12 protein-coding genes and 1 pseudogene are annotated in these 20,209 nt (G+C 32.4%); 9 read left to right on the top strand and 4 right to left on the bottom strand.

Translation table 11 applies throughout. The annotated features are described in order from the left end of the window. The first annotated feature begins 47 nt into the window (after positions 1-47). The 3 genes and pseudogenes from H1225_RS02055 to H1225_RS02045 all read left to right on the top strand — a co-directional run bounded on the left by H1225_RS02055 (position 48) and on the right by H1225_RS02045 (position 5,269). Positions 48-2,171: a type I secretion system permease/ATPase gene (locus tag H1225_RS02055; protein ID WP_161671445.1), complete on the top strand. Its 2,124-nt coding sequence runs from the start codon at positions 48-50 to the stop codon at positions 2,169-2,171. Between the two features lie 18 nt (positions 2,172-2,189). After that, positions 2,190-3,586 (top strand): annotated as a pseudogene (locus H1225_RS18320) (HlyD family type I secretion periplasmic adaptor subunit). A 426-nt stretch (positions 3,587-4,012) separates the two neighbouring features. Further along, positions 4,013-5,269 carry a Zn-dependent hydrolase gene (locus H1225_RS02045; RefSeq protein WP_239739415.1) on the top strand — a complete coding sequence of 419 codons (1,257 nt, stop codon included), beginning with the start codon at positions 4,013-4,015 and terminating at the stop codon, positions 5,267-5,269. Here the strand turns inward: H1225_RS02045 and H1225_RS02040 are convergent. Then, positions 5,263-6,147, bottom strand: a complete 885-nt coding sequence (locus H1225_RS02040) for a helix-turn-helix domain-containing protein (RefSeq protein ID WP_109399214.1) — start codon at positions 6,145-6,147, stop codon at positions 5,263-5,265. The two genes, H1225_RS02045 and H1225_RS02040, sit on opposite strands and share 7 nt — an antisense overlap. 524 nt (positions 6,148-6,671) lie before the next feature. Between H1225_RS02040 and H1225_RS02035 the strand changes: the two genes are divergently transcribed. From H1225_RS02035 to H1225_RS02015, 5 genes are all read left to right on the top strand, one after another. After that, on the top strand, positions 6,672-8,468 hold the full coding sequence (locus H1225_RS02035; RefSeq protein WP_239739414.1) for a M10 family metallopeptidase C-terminal domain-containing protein: 1,797 nt from the start codon (positions 6,672-6,674) through the stop codon (positions 8,466-8,468). A gap of 369 nt (positions 8,469-8,837) precedes the next feature. Beyond that, entirely contained in the window at positions 8,838-10,262 is a 1,425-nt protein-coding gene (locus tag H1225_RS02030; RefSeq protein WP_239739412.1) for a ZapA family metalloprotease, read from the top strand. Positions 10,263-10,429: 167 nt separating this feature from the next. Continuing rightward, on the top strand, positions 10,430-12,163 hold the full coding sequence (locus H1225_RS02025; RefSeq protein ID WP_161725140.1) for a type I secretion system permease/ATPase: 1,734 nt from the start codon (positions 10,430-10,432) through the stop codon (positions 12,161-12,163). Positions 12,164-12,179: 16 nt separating this feature from the next. Then, positions 12,180-13,505, top strand: coding sequence for an HlyD family type I secretion periplasmic adaptor subunit (locus tag H1225_RS02020; protein WP_161725137.1), 1,326 nt, complete (start codon positions 12,180-12,182; stop codon positions 13,503-13,505). A 2-nt stretch (positions 13,506-13,507) separates the two neighbouring features. After that, complete coding sequence (locus tag H1225_RS02015) at positions 13,508-14,857, top strand: TolC family outer membrane protein (RefSeq protein WP_239452127.1); 1,350 nt, start codon at positions 13,508-13,510, stop codon at positions 14,855-14,857. Positions 14,858-15,347: 490 nt separating this feature from the next. Here H1225_RS02015 and arnT read toward each other — a convergent pair whose 3' ends face one another. Both arnT and H1225_RS02005 read right to left on the bottom strand, forming a co-directional pair. Beyond that, positions 15,348-16,994 carry a lipid IV(A) 4-amino-4-deoxy-L-arabinosyltransferase gene (gene arnT, locus H1225_RS02010; RefSeq protein ID WP_115065130.1) on the bottom strand — a complete coding sequence of 549 codons (1,647 nt, stop codon included), beginning with the start codon at positions 16,992-16,994 and terminating at the stop codon, positions 15,348-15,350. Positions 16,995-17,375: 381 nt separating this feature from the next. Further along, the gene (locus H1225_RS02005; RefSeq protein WP_006534886.1) at positions 17,376-17,714 is read right to left on the bottom strand and encodes a carboxymuconolactone decarboxylase family protein; all 339 of its coding nucleotides are present in this window, start codon (positions 17,712-17,714) and stop codon (positions 17,376-17,378) included. Between the two features lie 132 nt (positions 17,715-17,846). On the opposite strand from H1225_RS02005, the gene H1225_RS02000 reads away from it, so the two are divergent. Further along, positions 17,847-18,236 (top strand): DnaJ family domain-containing protein, encoded by a 390-nt coding sequence (locus H1225_RS02000; RefSeq protein WP_072063561.1) that lies wholly within the window; start codon positions 17,847-17,849, stop codon positions 18,234-18,236. Between the two features lie 61 nt (positions 18,237-18,297). Here the strand turns inward: H1225_RS02000 and H1225_RS01995 are convergent, their stop codons facing one another. Next, positions 18,298-19,872, bottom strand: coding sequence for an AbgT family transporter (locus tag H1225_RS01995; protein ID WP_072063562.1), 1,575 nt, complete (start codon positions 19,870-19,872; stop codon positions 18,298-18,300). Between the last annotated feature and the right edge of the window lie 337 nt (positions 19,873-20,209).

Raw genomic sequence — 20,209 nt, 5'->3', positions numbered from 1 at the left:
TCTTATAAGACTATGTCAAATATGATTGCTATTTTTTTGGAGTCACTATGGATTTTAATAATCAAAATGATTATGGGTTATATGCATTAGAAATATTAGCCCAATACCATAACATTGCTATTAATCCTGAAGAAATTAGACATAAATTTGATATTAGTGGAAAAGGATTAGATTTAACTTCATGGCTACTTGCAGCAAAATCACTGGAATTAAAAGCAAAGCCAGTAAAAAAAACAATAGACAGATTAGAATTTATTTATCTTCCAGCATTAATTTGGCGTGAAGATGGAAAGCATTTTATTTTAACTAAAGTAAGTAAAGACTCAAATCGTTATTTAATTTATGATTTAGAACAGAGAAACCCAAGAGTTCTTACTCAGGATGAGTTTTGCGAATTATATCAAGATAAAGTTATTTTAATTACCTCAAGAGCCTCTGTCATAGGTAAATTAGCAAAGTTTGATTTTACTTGGTTTATTCCTGCTGTTATTAAATACAGAAAAATATTTATTGAAACATTAATCGTTTCTGTATTTTTACAATTATTTGCTTTAATTACCCCACTTTTTTTTCAAGTGGTTATGGATAAAGTTTTAGTACACAGAGGCTTCTCAACACTCAATATTATTACTATTGCATTAGCTGTCGTAGTCATATTTGAAATTACATTAAGTGGCTTACGTACTTATATTTTTGCGCATAGTACAAGTCGTATAGATGTTGAACTTGGTGCAAAACTTTTTCGACATTTATTAGCACTACCTATTTCTTATTTTGAAAGTCGTCGTGTAGGTGATACTGTTGCTCGAGTAAGAGAATTAGATCAAATTCGTAATTTTCTAACTGGCCAGGCATTAACCTCCATTTTAGATTTATTATTTTCATTTATATTCTTTGCTGTAATGTGGTATTACAGTCCCAAATTAACATTAGTGATTTTATTTTCACTACCTTGTTATGCTGCCTGGTCTATTTTTATTAGTCCAATTTTACGCCGTCGTTTAGATGATAAATTTGCTCGTAATGCAGATAATCAATCTTTTCTAGTTGAGTCTGTAACAGCAATTAACACAATAAAAGCCATGGCTGTTTCACCTCAAATGACAAATATATGGGATAAACAATTAGCGGGTTATGTTGCAGCTGGATTTAAAGTAACGGTATTAGCAACTATAGGCCAACAAGGGATCCAATTAATACAAAAAGCCGTTATGATTATTAATCTTTGGCTAGGTGCACATTTGGTTATTTCTGGTGATTTAAGTATTGGTCAATTAATTGCTTTTAATATGCTAGCAGGGCAAATTGTTGCACCAGTGATCCGTCTCGCTCAACTTTGGCAAGACTTTCAGCAAGTCGGTATTTCTGTAACTCGCTTAGGTGATGTACTTAATTATCCTACTGAAAGTTATCAAGGAAAATTAGCATTACCAGAAATTAATGGCGATATCTCGTTTCGTAATATTCGATTTCGTTATAAACCTGACGCACCAATTATTTTAAATAATATTAACTTAGATATTAAACAAGGCGAAGTCATCGGTATTGTGGGACGTTCAGGTTCAGGGAAAAGTACATTAACTAAACTAATTCAACGTTTTTATATTCCTGAAAATGGCCAAGTACTTATTGATGGACATGATCTTGCACTAGCCGATCCCAACTGGTTACGTCGTCAAGTTGGTGTTGTATTACAAGATAATGTACTACTTAACCGTAGTATTATTGATAATATTGCGTTGGCAGATCCAGGTATGCCAGTAGAAAAAGTTATTTATGCTGCAAAATTAGCCGGTGCTCATGATTTCATTTCAGAATTACGTGAAGGTTATAACACAATTGTTGGTGAACAAGGTGCGGGATTATCTGGTGGGCAACGCCAGCGAATCGCTATTGCGAGAGCGTTAGTCAACAATCCCAAGATTTTAATTTTTGATGAAGCAACCAGTGCTTTAGATTATGAATCTGAGCATGTCATTATGCGTAATATGCACAAAATTTGCCAAGGTAGAACTGTCATTATTATTGCTCATCGTTTATCTACAGTAAAAAATGCGGATCGTATTATAGTCATGGAAAAAGGACAAATTATCGAACAAGGCAAACACAAGGAACTTCTCTCTGATCCTGAAAGCCTATATCACTATTTACATCAATTACAATCAGATTAATAAAAAGAGAAGAATAATATGAAAACATGGTTAATGGGTGTTTATGAGTTTTTTTTACGCTATAAAGTAGTTTGGAGTGAAACTTGGAAGATCCGCCAACAATTAGATGCGCCTATACGTGAAAAAGATGAACATGAATTTTTACCTGCACATTTGGAATTAATTGAAACTCCCGTATCTAAGCGCCCACGTTTAATCGCTTATTTTATTATGGCTTTTTTAGTGATTGCTATTATTTTATCAATTTTAGGTAAAGTTGAAATTGTTGCCACTGCAAATGGAAAATTAGCATTAAGCGGGCGAAGTAAGGAAATAAAACCTATTGAAAACTCAATAGTTCAAGAAATTATGGTAAAAGAAGGAGAGTTAGTTAAAAAAGGTCATGTATTATTAAAACTTACAGCATTAGGCGCCGAAGCTGATACATTAAAATCGCAATCGTCATTACTACAAGCGAAGTTGGAACAGTTTCGTTATCAAATGCTGGCTAAATCAATTGAATCAAATAAATTACCAGAGATAAAATTACCTAATGATCCCGATCTTCAAAATATTTCTGAAGATGAAATGTTACGTTTAACATCTTTAATTGAAGAACAATTTCAGAATTAAAATCAGCAGAAAGGTTAACAATACTTGCACGCATAAATCGCTATGAAAAATTATCACAAATTGAAAAGAGTCGTTTAGATGATTTTAAGAATTTATTGCAAAAGCAAGCTATTTCAAAACATGCTGTACTTGAGCAGGAAAATAAATACCTTGAGGCAGCAAATGAACTACGTATTTATAAAACTCAATTAGAGCAGATTGAAAGTGAAATTTTATTAGCAAAAGAAGAATATCAACTAGTCACTCAGTTATTTAAAAATGAAATCTTAGATAAAATAAGACAAACAACAGATAGTGTTAAGTTATTAGCACTAGAATTAGAGAAAAATGAACAACGTCAACAAGCTTCAGTAATAACAGCACCAGTTTCTGGGAAAGTTCAACAATTGAAAGTACATACAGAAGGTGGTGTTGTAACAACCGCTGAGACACTAATGATAATAGTGCCAGAAAATGATACATTAGAAGTCACAGCATTAATACAAAATAAAGATATTGGTTTTATTGATGTTGGGCAAGACGTTATTATTAAAGTAGAAGCTTTTCCTTATACTCGATATGGTTATTTAGTTGGTAAAGTAAAAAATATCAATTTAGATGCTATAGAAAACCAACAATTAGGACTTGTTTTTAATGTTATTATTTCTATTGAAGAAAATAATTTATCAATTGGAAATAAAAATATTCCATTAAGTTCAGGTATGGCTGTTAATGCTGAAATTAAAACAGGTATGCGGAGCGTAATAAGTTATCTTCTCAGTCCTCTAGAAGAATCCGTAAAAGAGAGTTTACGTGAACGATAATTTATATTTACCATTATTTTCGATATAAAAATATAATAAATTGACGCCTTCTAAACTATAGAGGCGTCATTTATCTATCTTCTTTCTTAAATGCATTATCTACTTCCCCTCTTCACTTTTAATAAGTGAAATAAAAAATAAAGCCTAATGCATTATAAATAAAAGCGATCTGTTTTATAACATTTATCATACAATTTAAATTCATTTAAGAAATACTCCAGATATATATCTCCTTTTAATTAATACCTACCTCACAGAATATGAAATTCACCCTAATTATCATTGACGAAATATAACTTCAGCAGTAAATATAATAAGCAATGATCATAAAAACAGTGACCATCTTTGAAGATGGCTTTTTTAATCCTCAAATTGTCTCATTTTTTAGACAAAGTGATATTACAGAAACCACGGGAGAATTACCTTATGACTAAACAAGATACAGCAACTCATTATTCGATTGATGATATGAAAGCATTAATCGAGACAATGCAAATTTATAAAAAAGATAACAGTGGCAAGGGGATCACTCGCATTGCCTATAGCGAAGAAGATGAAGCCGCACATCTGTATCTTGCTAGTTTAATGAAAGAAGCGGGTCTTGAAGTTTATCGTGATGGTATTGGTACACTTTACGCACGATTACCAGGTCAAGATCGCTCATTACCGGCAGTAGGTACAGGATCTCATCTTGATACCGTTCCTCAAGGTGGCGCTTATGATGGAGCTTTAGGTGTTATCGCAGGATTTTATGCCTTAATGCAATACAAACCACAACAACTTAAACGTGACCTTGAACTAGTTGTTTTCCGCGCAGAAGAATCTAGTCGTTTTGGCTTTTCGTGTATTGGCAGTAAAGTATTAACAGGAAAAATAGATAAAGCTCGTTGGGAACAAAATAGAGATGATGACGGTAATAACTTCTTTGAAGTGCTAAAATCTTTAGGTTATCAGCATGATAATTTTGATAATTGCTTAATCACAAAAGATCGTTTTAGTGCCTTTGTTGAGCTTCATATTGAACAAGGTAAACGCCTTAAAAATGACAAAAAAACTATTGGTATTGTCAACGGTATTGCAGCACCAACACGTTTTTCAGTTACTGTTAATGGTCATGCGGATCACTCTGGTGCAACGCCAATGTATCAACGTCAAGATGCTCTAGTAGCAAGCGCTGGGATTATTACCGATATTAACCGTGCAGCATGTACTGAATCCGTTTATGGCACAGTAGGTACAGTGGGTAAACTCAATGTTATCCCGAACTCCATGAACGTCATTCCTGGACAAGTAAAATTTTCGGTTGATATTCGAGGTATTGATATAGAAAGTATTCAACGTGTTGTACAGCGCCTAAATAATAGTGTTGAAAAAGCAGAAAAAGATTTTGGTGTCGCTATTGACGTTCAACCGATTTCTGCTGAATCGCCAGTAAAATTAGATGATTCAATTTGCCAAGTTATTGAAAGTTTGTGCCAAAAACACGATATCAGCTATATGACAATGCTAAGTGGCGCAGGTCATGACTCAATGAATATAGCGCCACTTTATCCAACAGCAATGATCTTTACACCTTCAGTTGCTGGTATTAGTCATCACCCAGATGAATTTACCGAATTTAGTGATATTGCTGTCGCTGCAGATTTATTAGCAGAAACATTAGGTACATTAGCAAATCAATAATGACTGACTATTTGTTTTAAAAGGTTAATTGCATCACTCCCTTTGGTCGCTTTTAACCATAATTTATCAAAAAGAGATTGATATTGAAATATCGCCTCAGTTGAAGAGGTTACAGTGGCAATGCCCGTACTGACATTAGGGAATTCACCTAAGCGGAACGGGCTAACAGCTAAAGAAAGCGGTACTTTATCTTGATAGAATAATTGGAAAGTTAAAGACGGCATAGTATCTGAAATGATTGCAATATTAAGATAACTATTTTTTTGTTCTAACTTTTCAATTAAATGAAGAATTTCATTTTTTGCTCGTTCTTTTCTTTCTTGTTGAAGTGTTTTAGTTAAATTAACCGAACCTAACATGCCAACATAAAGAAATTTCTCAATTTGTTGTTGACTAATAAGGTTATAAATATGAGGTGAATGTAAGGACTGATGTTTCTTACGCTCTTTTAAAATAGACAAAACTTCTTGTTGTTTCTCAGACAAAAGGTTTAAAGGTGATGCCTCAGTTAGCATTTCAACCAATGTTTTGTCATAACAATCTGAAGTTAATAAGTAAGAGAAAGGTTCGAAGTGAGTGTAAATATGTGAAGATTGAGTTTCAAGTTGGCGCATTCGTTCAAAAAAGCCATTTGCACTTGAATAATATTCAGTATTAATACCCAACAAACTGGTTAACGAGGTATTTAATAATTTAGCAAGATTATCAAGTGTTTCAATTTTAACAATTTCGCCTTTTTCTAACCGATATACAGCAGCACGAGAAATACCCAAGCTTTCAGCCACATCTTCAGCTTTTAATGAAGAGGCTATACGGTAAGCACGCAAGCGATATCCAATGGATTGGTAATCTATTTTTTCTCTAGGTATGTAAGGCATATTTATAATTGGCTCCCAAATGCACAAAGTACCAGGGTAAAGTAACGGCACAATAATAAGGCGTCAGTTCAGATAGTTTAAATTAAACCAAAAATAAAAAGAATCACCTTCCTCACAATGAAGTAAATAAAAGTAGTTTGCAGTAAAAAGTTAGTCTATATCAATAAACCTGCTTTTAGCAGGTAACCTCACCAGGGTTAAAGCAGTAAAAATTAACAATAAAAAAACAAAAAGTGCTGTTAATGGATATAACAGCACTTTTTTATTATTCACTATTATCCATTGACTAACATTTATTAATCCATAAAATCAATGAAACCATATAAATTACTCATTAAATAAGCCTGTGATGTAAATACATAAATAGAGAATTACATAATGATAAATTTTATCACCTTTCATTGAAACACCAATTCACAAGATTAATTAGCTTCAAAATAATTTTAAATATTTCTTTTTTTGAAAGGTATTTAGCAGGTTATTGATAAACTACCCGCCGTTCAAATAATAAAGGAGTATTAATTATGAATAAGTATTTAAAATATACATCACCTCAATTTAATTATATTTACAATATAATGAAAACCAATAAATATACTGGTAAATGGGAAAATTATAATATTGAAAAGGGTTATACTGAAATAACCTATAGCTTTCCTAACTGGTCTGCATTAAGAGGTAACAAATATACAACAATTACAACATTTACAGAAAAAGGAAAAGATTTAGTTAGAGAAAAACTCCAGCAATGGGAAGAAGTTGCGAATATTAAATTTATTGAAGTAAGTAGAGAACAAGATACAGATATTAAATTTGGTCTGTATAATAATATTAATGAGCTCGCAAATTATAAAAGCTATTCAACGAACGGATTTGCCTATTCTCCATACAATATGTACTATAAGTATAAAAAAAAGAATAAAATAGAGAAAGCTGAAGATTATAGTAGTAATGGGCAAATTTGGATAAACATGTCTAAAATGGATGATATTGAATATATTCGTAAATCAGAAATAACTCCAGAGCAACAAATAAGAGTAAATCAATTTAAATCTACAGCAAATATTATTTATCATGTGGTTGAAGAAATTGATGACTATTATTTAATCATGAAAAACAGTAATGCTTGGTCTCATATTAATAATACAAAAAATATATTTGAAGATAAACTCGATTTTCAGCGAACAATTAATCATGAAATAGGCCATGCTCTTGGTCTACATCATACATTCAAGCGTAAAGAATCAATTAATTGTGAAGAAAACAGCCACAAATATTCAGTAATGGCATATAGCGTACCTAAATATGAACATGCCGATTTTAAAGGTATGGATCCTTTAACACCACAGTTAATGGATATTTTCGCTATTCAAGAAACATATGGACAGAATAAAGCTACACGCATTGGTAATACCATTTATGGTTTTAATTCTAATACAAAAAAAGACTATTATTCATTAAAAACATCTGAAGATAAAATTGTTGCATGTATTTGGGATACTGGTGGAATAGATACATTAGATTTTTCAAAATATACCGTTGACCAAAAAATAGATCTGAATGAAGGGAGCTTTTCTGATGTAGGAGGACTACGTGCAAATATTTCTATTGCCTATGATGCTGTTATTGAAAACGCAATAGGCGGTAGTCAAACAGATATTATATCTGGAAATGATGCTAATAACCGCCTCTTTGGTAAACTCGGTGAGGACACTTTATATGGTAAAGGAGGCAATGATATTTTATATGGTGGACAAGGAAATGATCATCTTTATGGAGAAAAAGGTAATGATTACTTATATGGAGAGCAAGATAATGATGTTCTAGTGGATTCTGATGGCAACGATCACCTATATGGTGGACAAGGAGATGATTATCTTTGGGATTCTGAGGGAGATAATATTCTTGATGGCGGGTTGGGTGATGACGTTTTATTTGGTGGTGACGGTGATGACGAACTTAATGGCGGTGAAGGCAATGATCATTTAGATCCTGGAATGGGTAATAACACATTAAAAGGTGGTACAGGTTATGATACTTTTAGTTTTAATACTCAAGATAATGATTCCTCAAATATAATTACTGATTTTGAATCAGGTATTGATAAATTATTTTTTTATAAAAAAACAGATGATCGTAGTTTTATAGAAAAAATTAATATTGTTAACTCTAATCATCTAAATAACAATGAAGGTAAACTTTATTATGACAATAATAATAACATTACAAATTTAAAAATAAATACAACAGAAACATTAACACCTAAATATTTAAATATTTACCTCATAGGAAAATACGAATATGAAGATTTATTCTGTTAATTAACCATTTCTATTATTTACTATATTACTTGATGAGTAATTATCAATTAATATAGTAAATTACTTCAGTTATAAACAAATACTTTATAAAATATAGGATATTCTATAAAGGTATAAAATTTTCTTATCCAAAATAATAATAACAATAAAAAAAATCGCTGTAGAAAATATAACTTTGGATTTATTTACATCATTAAATTATTCTGACTTAAAACACACCTCACTTCACAATTATTTAAAAACATATTTTCCCCCTCTAGATTAATATCAATAAGTGGCTATCTTTATTATCGCTGGCATTCACCAGATAATAAAACTATTTTCAATATGAAAATAAACTTAACCTAAACTTGATATCCGGAGGATATTATGGGTTCTTCTTTATTAAAAAAAGCAGTAGGATTATCTAATGTTTCCGATTTATTAGATAAAAGTGGAATTTTTTATAATTTCTCAGCTAAGACTCTTCCTTCTTTTGATTATGATACCGCAGGAAAACATATTGCACGCGAAAATTCCACATGGAATGGGAAATATATTATTGGGCAAGCAGCAGAAGTGACATATTCATTTCCAACTTGGGCTGGTAAAAAATTTAATGATTTTGGTGATAAAAATCCCTATGGGTTTAATTCAACACAAAAAGATCATGCAAGACAATCTTTAGATGCATGGTCTGATATTGCAAATATCAAATTTACAGAAGTAGCACCAGGCACAAAATCAGATATTACTTTTGGAAATATTACTGATCCTTATGGTCAATTCCAAGCTTATGCAACTTTGCCAAATACCTATAGTTATGGCCGTGATCTTTCAGGCCAAGCTTGGTTTAGTGACTATTATTATGCAGGTAACACAACACCTGAATTAGGTAATTATGGTCGTTTAACTATTATCCATGAAATTGGTCATACACTTGGTTTAATGCATCCTGGTGATTATAACGCAGGCCAAAATGTACCTGGTTATTTAAAATCTGATTACGCTGAAGATAGTCGCCAATATACAGTGATGAGCTATTGGGATGAATATGAAACGGGCGCACATTTCCAAGGTGCTTATGCGGGTGCTCCTCTACTTCATGATATTTCAGCAATGCAATACCTTTATGGCGCAAATACAACGACCAGAACAGGTGATGATGTTTACGGTTTCAACTCAAATACAGGTATTGATTATTACACTGCAACAAGCAGTAATGATAAATTAATATTCTCAGTTTGGGATAGCAGTGGTAACGATACTTTCGACTTCTCAGGATTTTATCAAGATCAAATTATTGATTTACGTGAGGGTCATTTCTCTGATGTTGGCGGCCTACAGAAAAACGTTTCGATTGCACAAGGTGTTACAATAGAAAATGCAATCGGTGGCTCTGGTAATGATATTATCTATGGAAATGATGCTGATAATATTCTCATCGGTGGCGGTGGTAACGACATACTGTATGGTGGCGGTGGTCAAGATACATTATGGGGCGATACAGGTAGCAATACCTTTGTTTATAAAGAGATCTCCGACTCTCTTGCCTCTGCTGCTGACAAGATAATGGACTTCAAATCGGGTATTGATAAGATTGATTTATCAGAATTAATCGAAAATACCTTTAGCCATAAATTCCTTAATTTTGTTGACAATTTTACAGGTCGCTCGGGTGAAGCAACCGTTAAATATGATCAATCAACAAACTCAAGCGAACTCGCTATTAACGCTTATGGTTATGGATATAGCCCTGATTTCAAAATTGACATTGTAGGATTTGTTAATTACGAAACTGACTTTATTGTTTAATTTATCATCGAGTAGGAGAAAGACATTTCTCCTACCATTCTTTTAACTATAAGGAGTTATTTTTATATTATCTTATTAAAAAAAAGATAGAGTTATCACTCCGTGTTGATAGAAGAAATGCAGTAAATAACAATAAAACAGATAGGAATAAAATCAGGAATAACATTATGTCAGTAAGCGAAAACTATAATGAAATAACCAATATTATAAAAGAGAGAAAGAAAGTATTTTTTTCCATTGGAATATTTACAGCCTTAATAAATATTTTAATGTTAGTTCCTTCCATTTATATGTTACAAGTTTACGATCGAGTATTACCTTCAGGTAATGAAATGACTTTATTAATGCTGACACTTATTATGTTAGCATTATTTATTTTTATGGGAGGATTAGAATACTTAAGAAGTATTATTGTCATTAGAATGAGTAATAAACTTGATTTATCCTTAAGCTCAAGAATTTATACTGCTGCATATCAAGCAAAATTAAACAAAACCCCCGGAATTAATTCTTCTTTAGCATTTAATGACTTAGTGACTATTAGGCAATTTATTACAAGTCACGCCATTTTTACTTTTTTTGATTTACCATGGTTCCCTATTTATCTTCTTGTTATTGCATTATTTAATCCATGGTTAGGATTATTTGCATTATGTGGTGCAGTCATTTTATTTTCTTTGGCAATTCTAAATGAATATTTATCTCGATCATCATTAAAAAAAGCCAATGAGTTTGCTAATCAAGCACAAGTAATACAAGGTCATCATTTTGAACATCCACAGCCTATTGAAGCAATGGGAATGTTGGGTTATTTACGTAATCAATGGCAAATTACTCACTTTAAATATCTACAGGCACAAACTCATGCAAGTGATAGTGCAGCTGGTGTTAATGCAATAACAAAAGTGACTCGAATGGCACTGCAATCTTTAATGCTAGGATTTGGTGGATGGCTAGCAATAGATAATACAATTAGCCCAGGAATGATGATCGCTGGATCAATACTACTAGGTCGTGCTTTAGCGCCAATCGAACAAGTTATTGGTGTATGGAAAAACTGGGATAGTAGTAAAGAAGCATACAAAAGGCTAACCACACTATTAAAAACGTATCCGGAAGAAAATAAAAAAATGGCGCTACCTGCTCCTAAAGGCGAATTAACAGTAAATATTAAACAAGCTCAATACCCTCAAACAGAACGCACGCTATTAAATAATATTCATTTTTCACTAAGTCCCAGTGATGTACTTGGCATTATTGGCCCTAGTGCTTCAGGAAAATCCTCTTTAGCTAAATTTATTGTTGGAATATGGGAAGTTAAAACTGGAGACATACGTCTTGATAATGCAGATATATATCAATGGAATAAAAGTGAAGTTGGACAATATATTGGATACCTTCCTCAAGAAATCGCCCTTTTTCCCGGTACAATTGCCGAAAATATTGCCCGATTTTCTGAAATAGATCCTCAGAAAGTCACTCAAGCTGCAATGATGGCAAATGTTCATGAAATGATTTTACGTTTTCCTGATGGCTATGAAACCGTTATTGGCGCTCATGGCGAAGGATTGTCAGGAGGACAACAACAACGTATTGCATTAGCTCGAGCATTGTATGGTGATCCTGCTCTAGTCGTTTTAGATGAACCCAATTCTAATTTAGATGATTTAGGCATTAAAGCTTTAATACAAGCAATTCAAATACTTAAAAAAAATAAAAAAACCGTTATATTAATTACTCATCAAAAACAATTGCTCTCAGTAACCAATAAACTCTTAGTTCTGTTCGATGGTCACACCAAATTATTTGGCTCTACAACAGCAGTTATTGCAGAGTTAAATAAATCATCAGTAATCAAAAGTACGCCGACAACCACACCTATTACACAAAGCAATATTTAATATTGAGAAGATTATTATGATCACAAAAAAAAATGAAATCGATATTGTTCATGGTATTTCAGATGATCCTAGAAAATTCTTAATAATAGGATGGTCAGTTATTCTTTTAGGTCTTGCTATTTTTATTTTTTGGGCTGCCTTTGCACCTTTAGATAAAGGCGTATCTACGAAAGGTAATGTTTCAATTTCAGGTAATAAAAAGAGTGTTCAAGCTTCAGTAGAAGGTATTATTACTGACATTTTAGTGAAGAATGGCGATAGCGTAATTGAAGGGCAAACTCTTATTCAATTAAGCCCTATTCAATCAAAAGCCTTAGTAAAATCCTTATCAGAACAATATGATAATTTACTGGTTACTCAACAACGCTTATATGCTCAATTAAATGAAAAAACAGAATTTATCTTAGATCCTAATGAAAAATATTATTCTCATTCAGAGAATTTAAATAAATTATCCCAGCTACAAAATAAATTACTTAATGAAAAGTATATTGAATTGCATAGTGAAATAAATGGCTATAATGCAATTATTGATGGTATTTCTAATCGTTTAATTCATTTAAAAAAATCTACGATAAATAAACAGCATCAAATCAATAGTTTAAAAACTCAAATCAAAGATTTATACATACTTGCTAATGAAGGCTATATTCCTCGTCATCGTTATCAAGAAATTGAGCGAGAACTCGCTGAAAATAATAACCATCTTAATGATACATATGGGCAAATAAGTACATTAGAAAAACAAAAATTGGAATATCAGCAAAAAATATCGCAGCGTAATGCTAATTTTTACCAATCAGCTCGTACTGAACTTAACCAAGTTCAGTTACAAATAAGTGAAACAGAAAAACAACTTATCATTGAAATAGATAAACTAAAAAAGATGCAAATTACTGCGCCTATTTCGGGAATAGTAATGGATTTATCTGTTTTTACTCAAGGTGGTGTTGTAAGAACAGGTCAAACATTAATGGATATCGTTCCTCAAGATCATCAATTAATTATTGAGGCACGCTTAGCCCCTCACCTTATTGATAAAGTTACTCTTGGTCTTCCTGTTGATTTAATGTTTAGTGCATTCAATCAAAATACAACACCTAAAATTCCTGGAGAGGTAACATTAATTTCAGCAGATAGACTGATTGATGAAAGAACAACAGAACCTTATTACCAAGTATTTATTAATGTTAAAGATAATGACCTCCTTACAGACGATAAAAATAAATTAAAGGCAGGAATGCCAGTTGATGTATTCATTAACACAGGCGATCGCTCATTACTAAATTATCTCTTCAAGCCTGTTTTAGATAGGATCCACACTTCATTGACGGAAGAATAATAATGCGAATAAAAAAACTCTCTGCCATTTTATTTATATGGATGCTAAGTTTTCACGCTTTTGCGATCACTCTGTCTGATCTTTATTTCTTAGCAATAAAAAATGATCCTACATTTAATGCTGCGATTAAAGAGCAGATTGCAGGTAAAGAGTATGAAAATATTGGATTATCTCAATTACTCCCAAGCGTACATGTCAATTATCAAAATAACCCACGAAATTGGCAACGAAAAGTTTATCCTATTAATACAAGTAAAGGAGAAATGGAAAGAATAGAATATCAAAATTACCAAAGCCATTCTGTCAGTGCCATTATTAGCCAACCACTCTTTGATTACACGGCATTTAGTGATTACAAATCATCAATAATCAAAACATTATTATCAGACAGTCGTTATCAAGTTAAATTTTCCGAACTAGTGATCAGATTAGTGGATAATTATATAGAATTGGCTTATGCGCAGGATAAATTATTATTAAATCTATCACAGCAAGAAATTTATAAACAACAGCTAATATCAAGCCAGCGTTTATTCGAATTAGGAGAAGGAACAAAAACAGATATTTCAGAGATCCAAACACGATTATATTTAACTCAATCGCAATATACAGATATCCAGCTTGAATTAGATAACGCTAAAAATAAACTAAGTTCAATGATTGGTACACCACTACCTGATGCTGAACATATAGCAAAATTAAATAATAATAGTTTTATATTACAACCAATCACACCCAATAATTATGAATCATGGGAAAATGAGGCTATGCAAAACAACCTCAATATTCAAACCGCTCGTTATGAAATGGCAATAGCAAAACAAGAAATAGAAAAAAATAGAGGTGAATTTTTCCCAACAGTGCAACTCTATGCTTCTTATTCTAATAGTGATTCTGATAGCAATAATACCGTAAATCAAAAATATCAATCAGCAAACGTTGGATTTTATGTCAGCTTGCCTTTACTTAATGGCGGAAAAACAACAGCCTCAATGCGCCAATCTACTGCCTTGTATCAGATGAGTGCTTTTGAAAGAGATGCAATCATCCAGAAAATCACGCAAGAATTACGTCATCAATACCAAATATGTACAACCAGTAATATTAAATTGAATGCCTATGAGCAATCCGTTTCCTCTGCTAAATTGCAATTAGATGCAACTCAAAAAAGTTATATTGGCGGACAAAGAACAATGGTTGATGTTCTTAATGCTGAAGAATTATTATATCGTTCTCAACAAGATTTAATTAAAGCTAAATATGATTACATTCAGGCTTGGGCATTATTGCATCAATATACTAATACATTAGATATTGAAAAAATAAAATTAATTGAAGACTATTTTCAATAGAATTGTTAATTATCTTTGATAACAGATATGAGTATAATTATAAAAGTCCTAGATCGTGGATAGATATAGGACTTTTAGTTATAAGTAATCGTTAATTACTTATTTTAGCTAGCGGGTATCATCACTTCTTTTTATTACCGTACAACGTTAGTACACGGTGAGTAAGAGCAATTGATGCCAGACCGATAAAACACTCAGCTAGGAAAATCAGCATAAATTACCCCCATTCATAAGTACATTCTGTTTGGGCGGGGGCTCTGATAAAGTAAAGTGACTTGTCATATAATGCTTAGCTAACTCCGATTTAATGGACACATTTTAAACCTATCATTAAAACCCCAAAGAGCAAAATATATTTTTCAACAAAATCCATTTTTGGACTTTGATCACATAAAAACAACACAAAAAATCAAATCAATGTCATTTTTAAAGTTAAATTTATTTACTCTTTTATAACCGCATTTAAAGAAAGAAATAATTTTAAAATCAGTTAATTAAAGAAAACAAATGTTAAATCACCCTGCTTTTCTACGATAGGTTTTACCTTTAACTGGCTTATAATAGATAATATATCTTTCCGCTCTGGACGAACCAAAACAATTGCAATCCCTTGGTAGTTATTCGCTTCAATTAAGTTAACTAGCTGCTTAATATCATAATATTTATTTTGCACATCAGGATATGCTAGACCATAAGCTAACTCTCCTTTCGTCTCTGTTAAACGAATATCAGTGCGTTTTAACCCCCATGCTAAAGACGTTCCAATCCCAACTTCATCAGTTAAAATATAAGGCTTATTTGCTAACTCATTATAATAATGATTAATTTCCTTTTCAGGGGTGCTTTTGCTTTCTATTTTATGAGGAATAACATATCCAATTACTAGACTTAATCCTATTGAGCAAAATAAAGTCAGTAACCGAGTAGGTTTAAAGAATGAAGCAATTCCCATCACACTCCAACATAAAAAACCAACAATACCCAGCAATGCTTTATATTGCTCATTTGTTTCATATAACGTAAATCGTGTAGAGAAAAGTGAATAAATAATAATAGAAATGCCGACAAGCCCAAAAACAGTATTTATAATTGCATTAATATTATGAATTTTTTCATTTTGTTCATTTCTTAGCTCTTCTATGTAATGTGCAATCAAGATAGAAAGTGGCACAAAACAAGGTAACATATAGGTTAATAACTTACCGCTAGAGGCAGAAAAAAAAGAAAAAAATAGAAAGAACCAAAATGAAAAATAAAGCGTCCCTTTTTTCAATAAAATAGCTGATTTAATAGCCCCAAATAAGAATCCTAACCAAGGCAAAATACCTAAAATAATAATAGGTAAATAAAACCACATAGGTTGTGATCTTGCAGACCCCTTTTCAACAAAGCGTTGAACATGCTCAATCCAAAAGAAATAGTGCCAATAATCAGAAGCTTGAAGTGCAACCGAAATAACCCATGGACCAGCAATAATAAGCATAGAAATAAGCGCGATTAGTGCATAACAAAGGACTTCTTTAAAACGAGATAAGCTAATTGCAGTTACAACAAAAACTAATGCAGGTAATACAACAGCAATAAAACCTTTAGTTAAAAAACCTAATCCACAGAAGACACCAACTAAAATATAAGCACTGATTTTTGGTTTTCTATTCTGTGCAGATAATCCTCTTAAAAAATAATACATCGCAATAGTGACAAACATTGTCACTATAGGATCAAGAATATTGTAGGTACCAATAGCTAATACCAGAAACGAGGATAAAAAGACCACTAGTGCATTAAACGCCAAATTACGATTATGCCAAACTAGCATAGCGGCACGATAAACAAATAAGCCAGTTAATAAAGTTGAAGTGACAACGACAATACGAACAGAAAAATTCCCCTCACCAAATAACCATTGTGCAATACTGTTAAGCCAATACCCCAACACTGGCTTTTCAAAATAGCGAATATCCAGCATATAAGGTACAGACCAATTACCTGATACAAGCATTTCTCGACTAATTTCAGCATAGCGGATCTCATCTGGTTGCCAGAGCAGTCGAGTTTCGAGAGGAATGAAATAAGTTAAAAATATAAAAATAAAAAGTAGAAACCATTTATATCTTTCTACAAAATCAACACGCATATATTCCTCGTTAAAATAAAACAATATCACTTTATACAAACTATTCACTTAGAATAGCTATCCTATAAAAGATTCAATTATTATTTATTAAATTATAATTAATTATTATATTGCTTTATTTTTAACCAAAAAAAGAGTATCAAAAACCAAGATCTTCAATATTAATCAATATGATAAACTGTAATTCAGTTGGAAAGTTAAATATTGCGTTATTAATCTTTTATTAGTAGCAGCGAGTTTTGATCAAAAGATTAATCTAATTAGTATTGAAATAAAGATAGAAGGTAAAAAATTAAACATAAACAGCAGATAAACAAAAAACCAGAAGGAACTTATTCTGGTTTTTGATTATTTTATTAAATTATATGATATATAAGGATCTTATTTACTAAACTCTTTAAAAGCGCCCATGGTGTTGGATGCATACATAACTGAAGGCCCTCCGCCCATATAAATAGCAACACCTAATGCTTCTGCAAGTTCTTGTTCTGTTGTACCGAGTTCGACTAAAGTTTTAGTATGAAATCCAATGCAACCATCACAACGATTGGCAACAGCAATGGCGATAGCGATCAATTCTTTTGTTTTTGCATCTAAAGCGCCTTCTTTACCACCCGCTTTTGTCGTGCTCATAAAAGCTTTCATTACTTCTGGAATATTTTGAGACAATGCCCCCATATTACTAGCAATGTCTGTTACTATTTCTTTGTACTTACTCATTAGATATCCCTTTATTAATATATATTTTTATATAATATAAAAATATAATATCAAATTATATAATTTGATCAAGATAAATTAATCATAGTGATCTTTTCTGCTTAAAATAAGCTCAAAATAACGAGGTTTACAATGTCAATTATTGATGAATGGGCTGAACGCCATATTGAACAAGCACTACAAAAAGGTGAGCTATCATCACTTAAAGGTGAAGGTAAACCGCTGATCATTGATGATAATAGTCATGTACCTGAGTCACTTAGAGCTAGCTATCATTTGTTAAAAAATGCAGGTTTCTTACCTCCTGAAATGCAAGATAGAAAAGAAGCATTATCTCTAGCCGAAATCCTAAGTACGCTGAATGAAGCAGGAGAAGAGCATGAATCACTACAAAAGCGTTTAGTATTGCTTGAATTAAAATTACAACAAGCAGGTTTAGATACTCAGTTTTTACATGCAGACTATGCTACACAACTAACAGAAAAATTGGCAAATCATAAAAAAGAAGTAGATCAAAAATAATGAAATATCAGAATAGAAAAAGCCTATACATCCTTGTATAAGCTTTTTTCATCGCAGAAAATTAACCTGCTGTTGGAGAATAGTACGTTGGTGAGCCAGGCCCTACAGGTAAGTTAAATACAAATACCCATAAGTAGAATAATAATGACCAACCAATTAAGAAAATAATAGAATATGGCAACATCATAGAGATCATAGTACCAATCCCCGTGTCTTTCTTATATTTTGTTGCAACGGCTAATATCAAACCAAAATAACTCATCATTGGTGTAATGATATTAGTAACAGAATCTCCTATTCGATAGGCTGCTTGAATTGTCTCTGGCGCATAGCCTGCAAGCATTAACATTGGTACAAAGATAGGTGCTGTAACCGCCCATTGTGCTGATGCTGAACCAATCATTAAGTTAATAAATGCACAGATTAAAATAAAGCCTAAAAATAGTAATCCACTCGGCATATCAATACTATTAAGTAGTGCTGCACCCTTAACAGCAATAACCTGACCGATGTTTGTCCAACCAAAGAATGCAACAAACTGAGCCGCAAAGAAAATAATGACTAAATAGAGCCCAAGCGTACTCATCGAATTAGCCATAGCATCAACGATATCTTTATCTGTACGCATTGTTTTAGCAATCCATCCATAAACAATACCCGGAATTGCAAAGAATAAGAAAATAAAGACAACAATAGATTTTAAGAAAGGAGAATTGCCAATTAACCCTGTCTCTTGGTTTCTCAATATACCATTTTCAGGAACAACCGTTAGCGCTAAAATCACCCCCATAACAATAAAGGTTCCTGTTGCAGCCCATAATGCTTTCTTTTCTAGGGGCGTGACTTCAGCAGCATTCCTTAAATCATTTTCTTCATCATCAAGTTCGTTACCGTTATAAGGCCCTAGCTGAGGCTCAACGATTTTTTCTGTAATGAAGTAACCTAAGAAAGTAATAAGGAATGTACTGACAAACATAAAGTACCAGTTTGCTTCAGCACCAACGATATAAGCTGGATCTATAATGCGCGCTGCTTGTTGCGTAATACCTGATAATAACGGATCTATCGTTCCTAAGAGTAAGTTAGCAGAATAACCACCTGAAACCCCTGCAAATGCAGCCGCTAGACCAGCAAGAGGATGCCGTCCTAACGAATGGAAGATAATTGCTGATAACGGTATCAGTACGACATAACCTAATTCAGCCGCAGTATTAGACATAATACCTGCAAAAACAATTGCCATAGTGGTCATTTTACGAGGTGCTTTCATTACCACTAAACGCATAACCGCAGATAATAAACCTGCACGTTCAGCAATACCGACACCTAATAACGCCACCAGCACCGTACCTAATGGTGCAAACCCTGTAAAGTTTGTGACAACATTTGCCAATATACGACGAATACCATCTGCATCTAACAAACTAATAATGTGGATATAGCCATCTTCTGCGCGTCCTTTGGCACCTTCCGGCCGAGGATCTTGTACCGTAACACCGAAGTATTCGCCAACGGCAGAAGAGACAAGTAAAATAGCAATTAAAATAATAAATAAAATGACGGGATGGGGTAGCGCATTTCCTAGCCATTCCACTGTGCGTAGAAAGCGACTGCCTCCCTGTTTTTTTGTTTGCATCATTTATCCTTTTTATAAAAAAACAGAAAATGCACAGTACACAACCCTTTTTGTTATGACTATCTGTTAATCCTATTTATAAGCATCTTATTTAGGATAAATATCAGTATAAAATTATCAGGTTAAATATTTTTTACCTTAATAAACAACAAAATAAAAGAAAATTACACAATTACAAATCACTTATATTAAAATTAATTTATAATATCTAAAATTAAAAAATGTGCATAAGGTAACATTTTTTAACATAATTATGATTATTTATTAACCTAAAGCAGATAAAAACACCTTGAATTAATAATCAGAAACGATTAAACACTCAGGCAAACCTGATAGT

The sequence above is a fragment of the Proteus penneri genome (assembly GCF_022369495.1).
GTDB classification, from domain to species: Bacteria; Pseudomonadota; Gammaproteobacteria; order Enterobacterales; family Enterobacteriaceae; genus Proteus; species Proteus penneri.
Note: the sequence above shows the minus strand (reverse complement) of the source record. Positions and strands in the feature narration are given on the sequence as shown.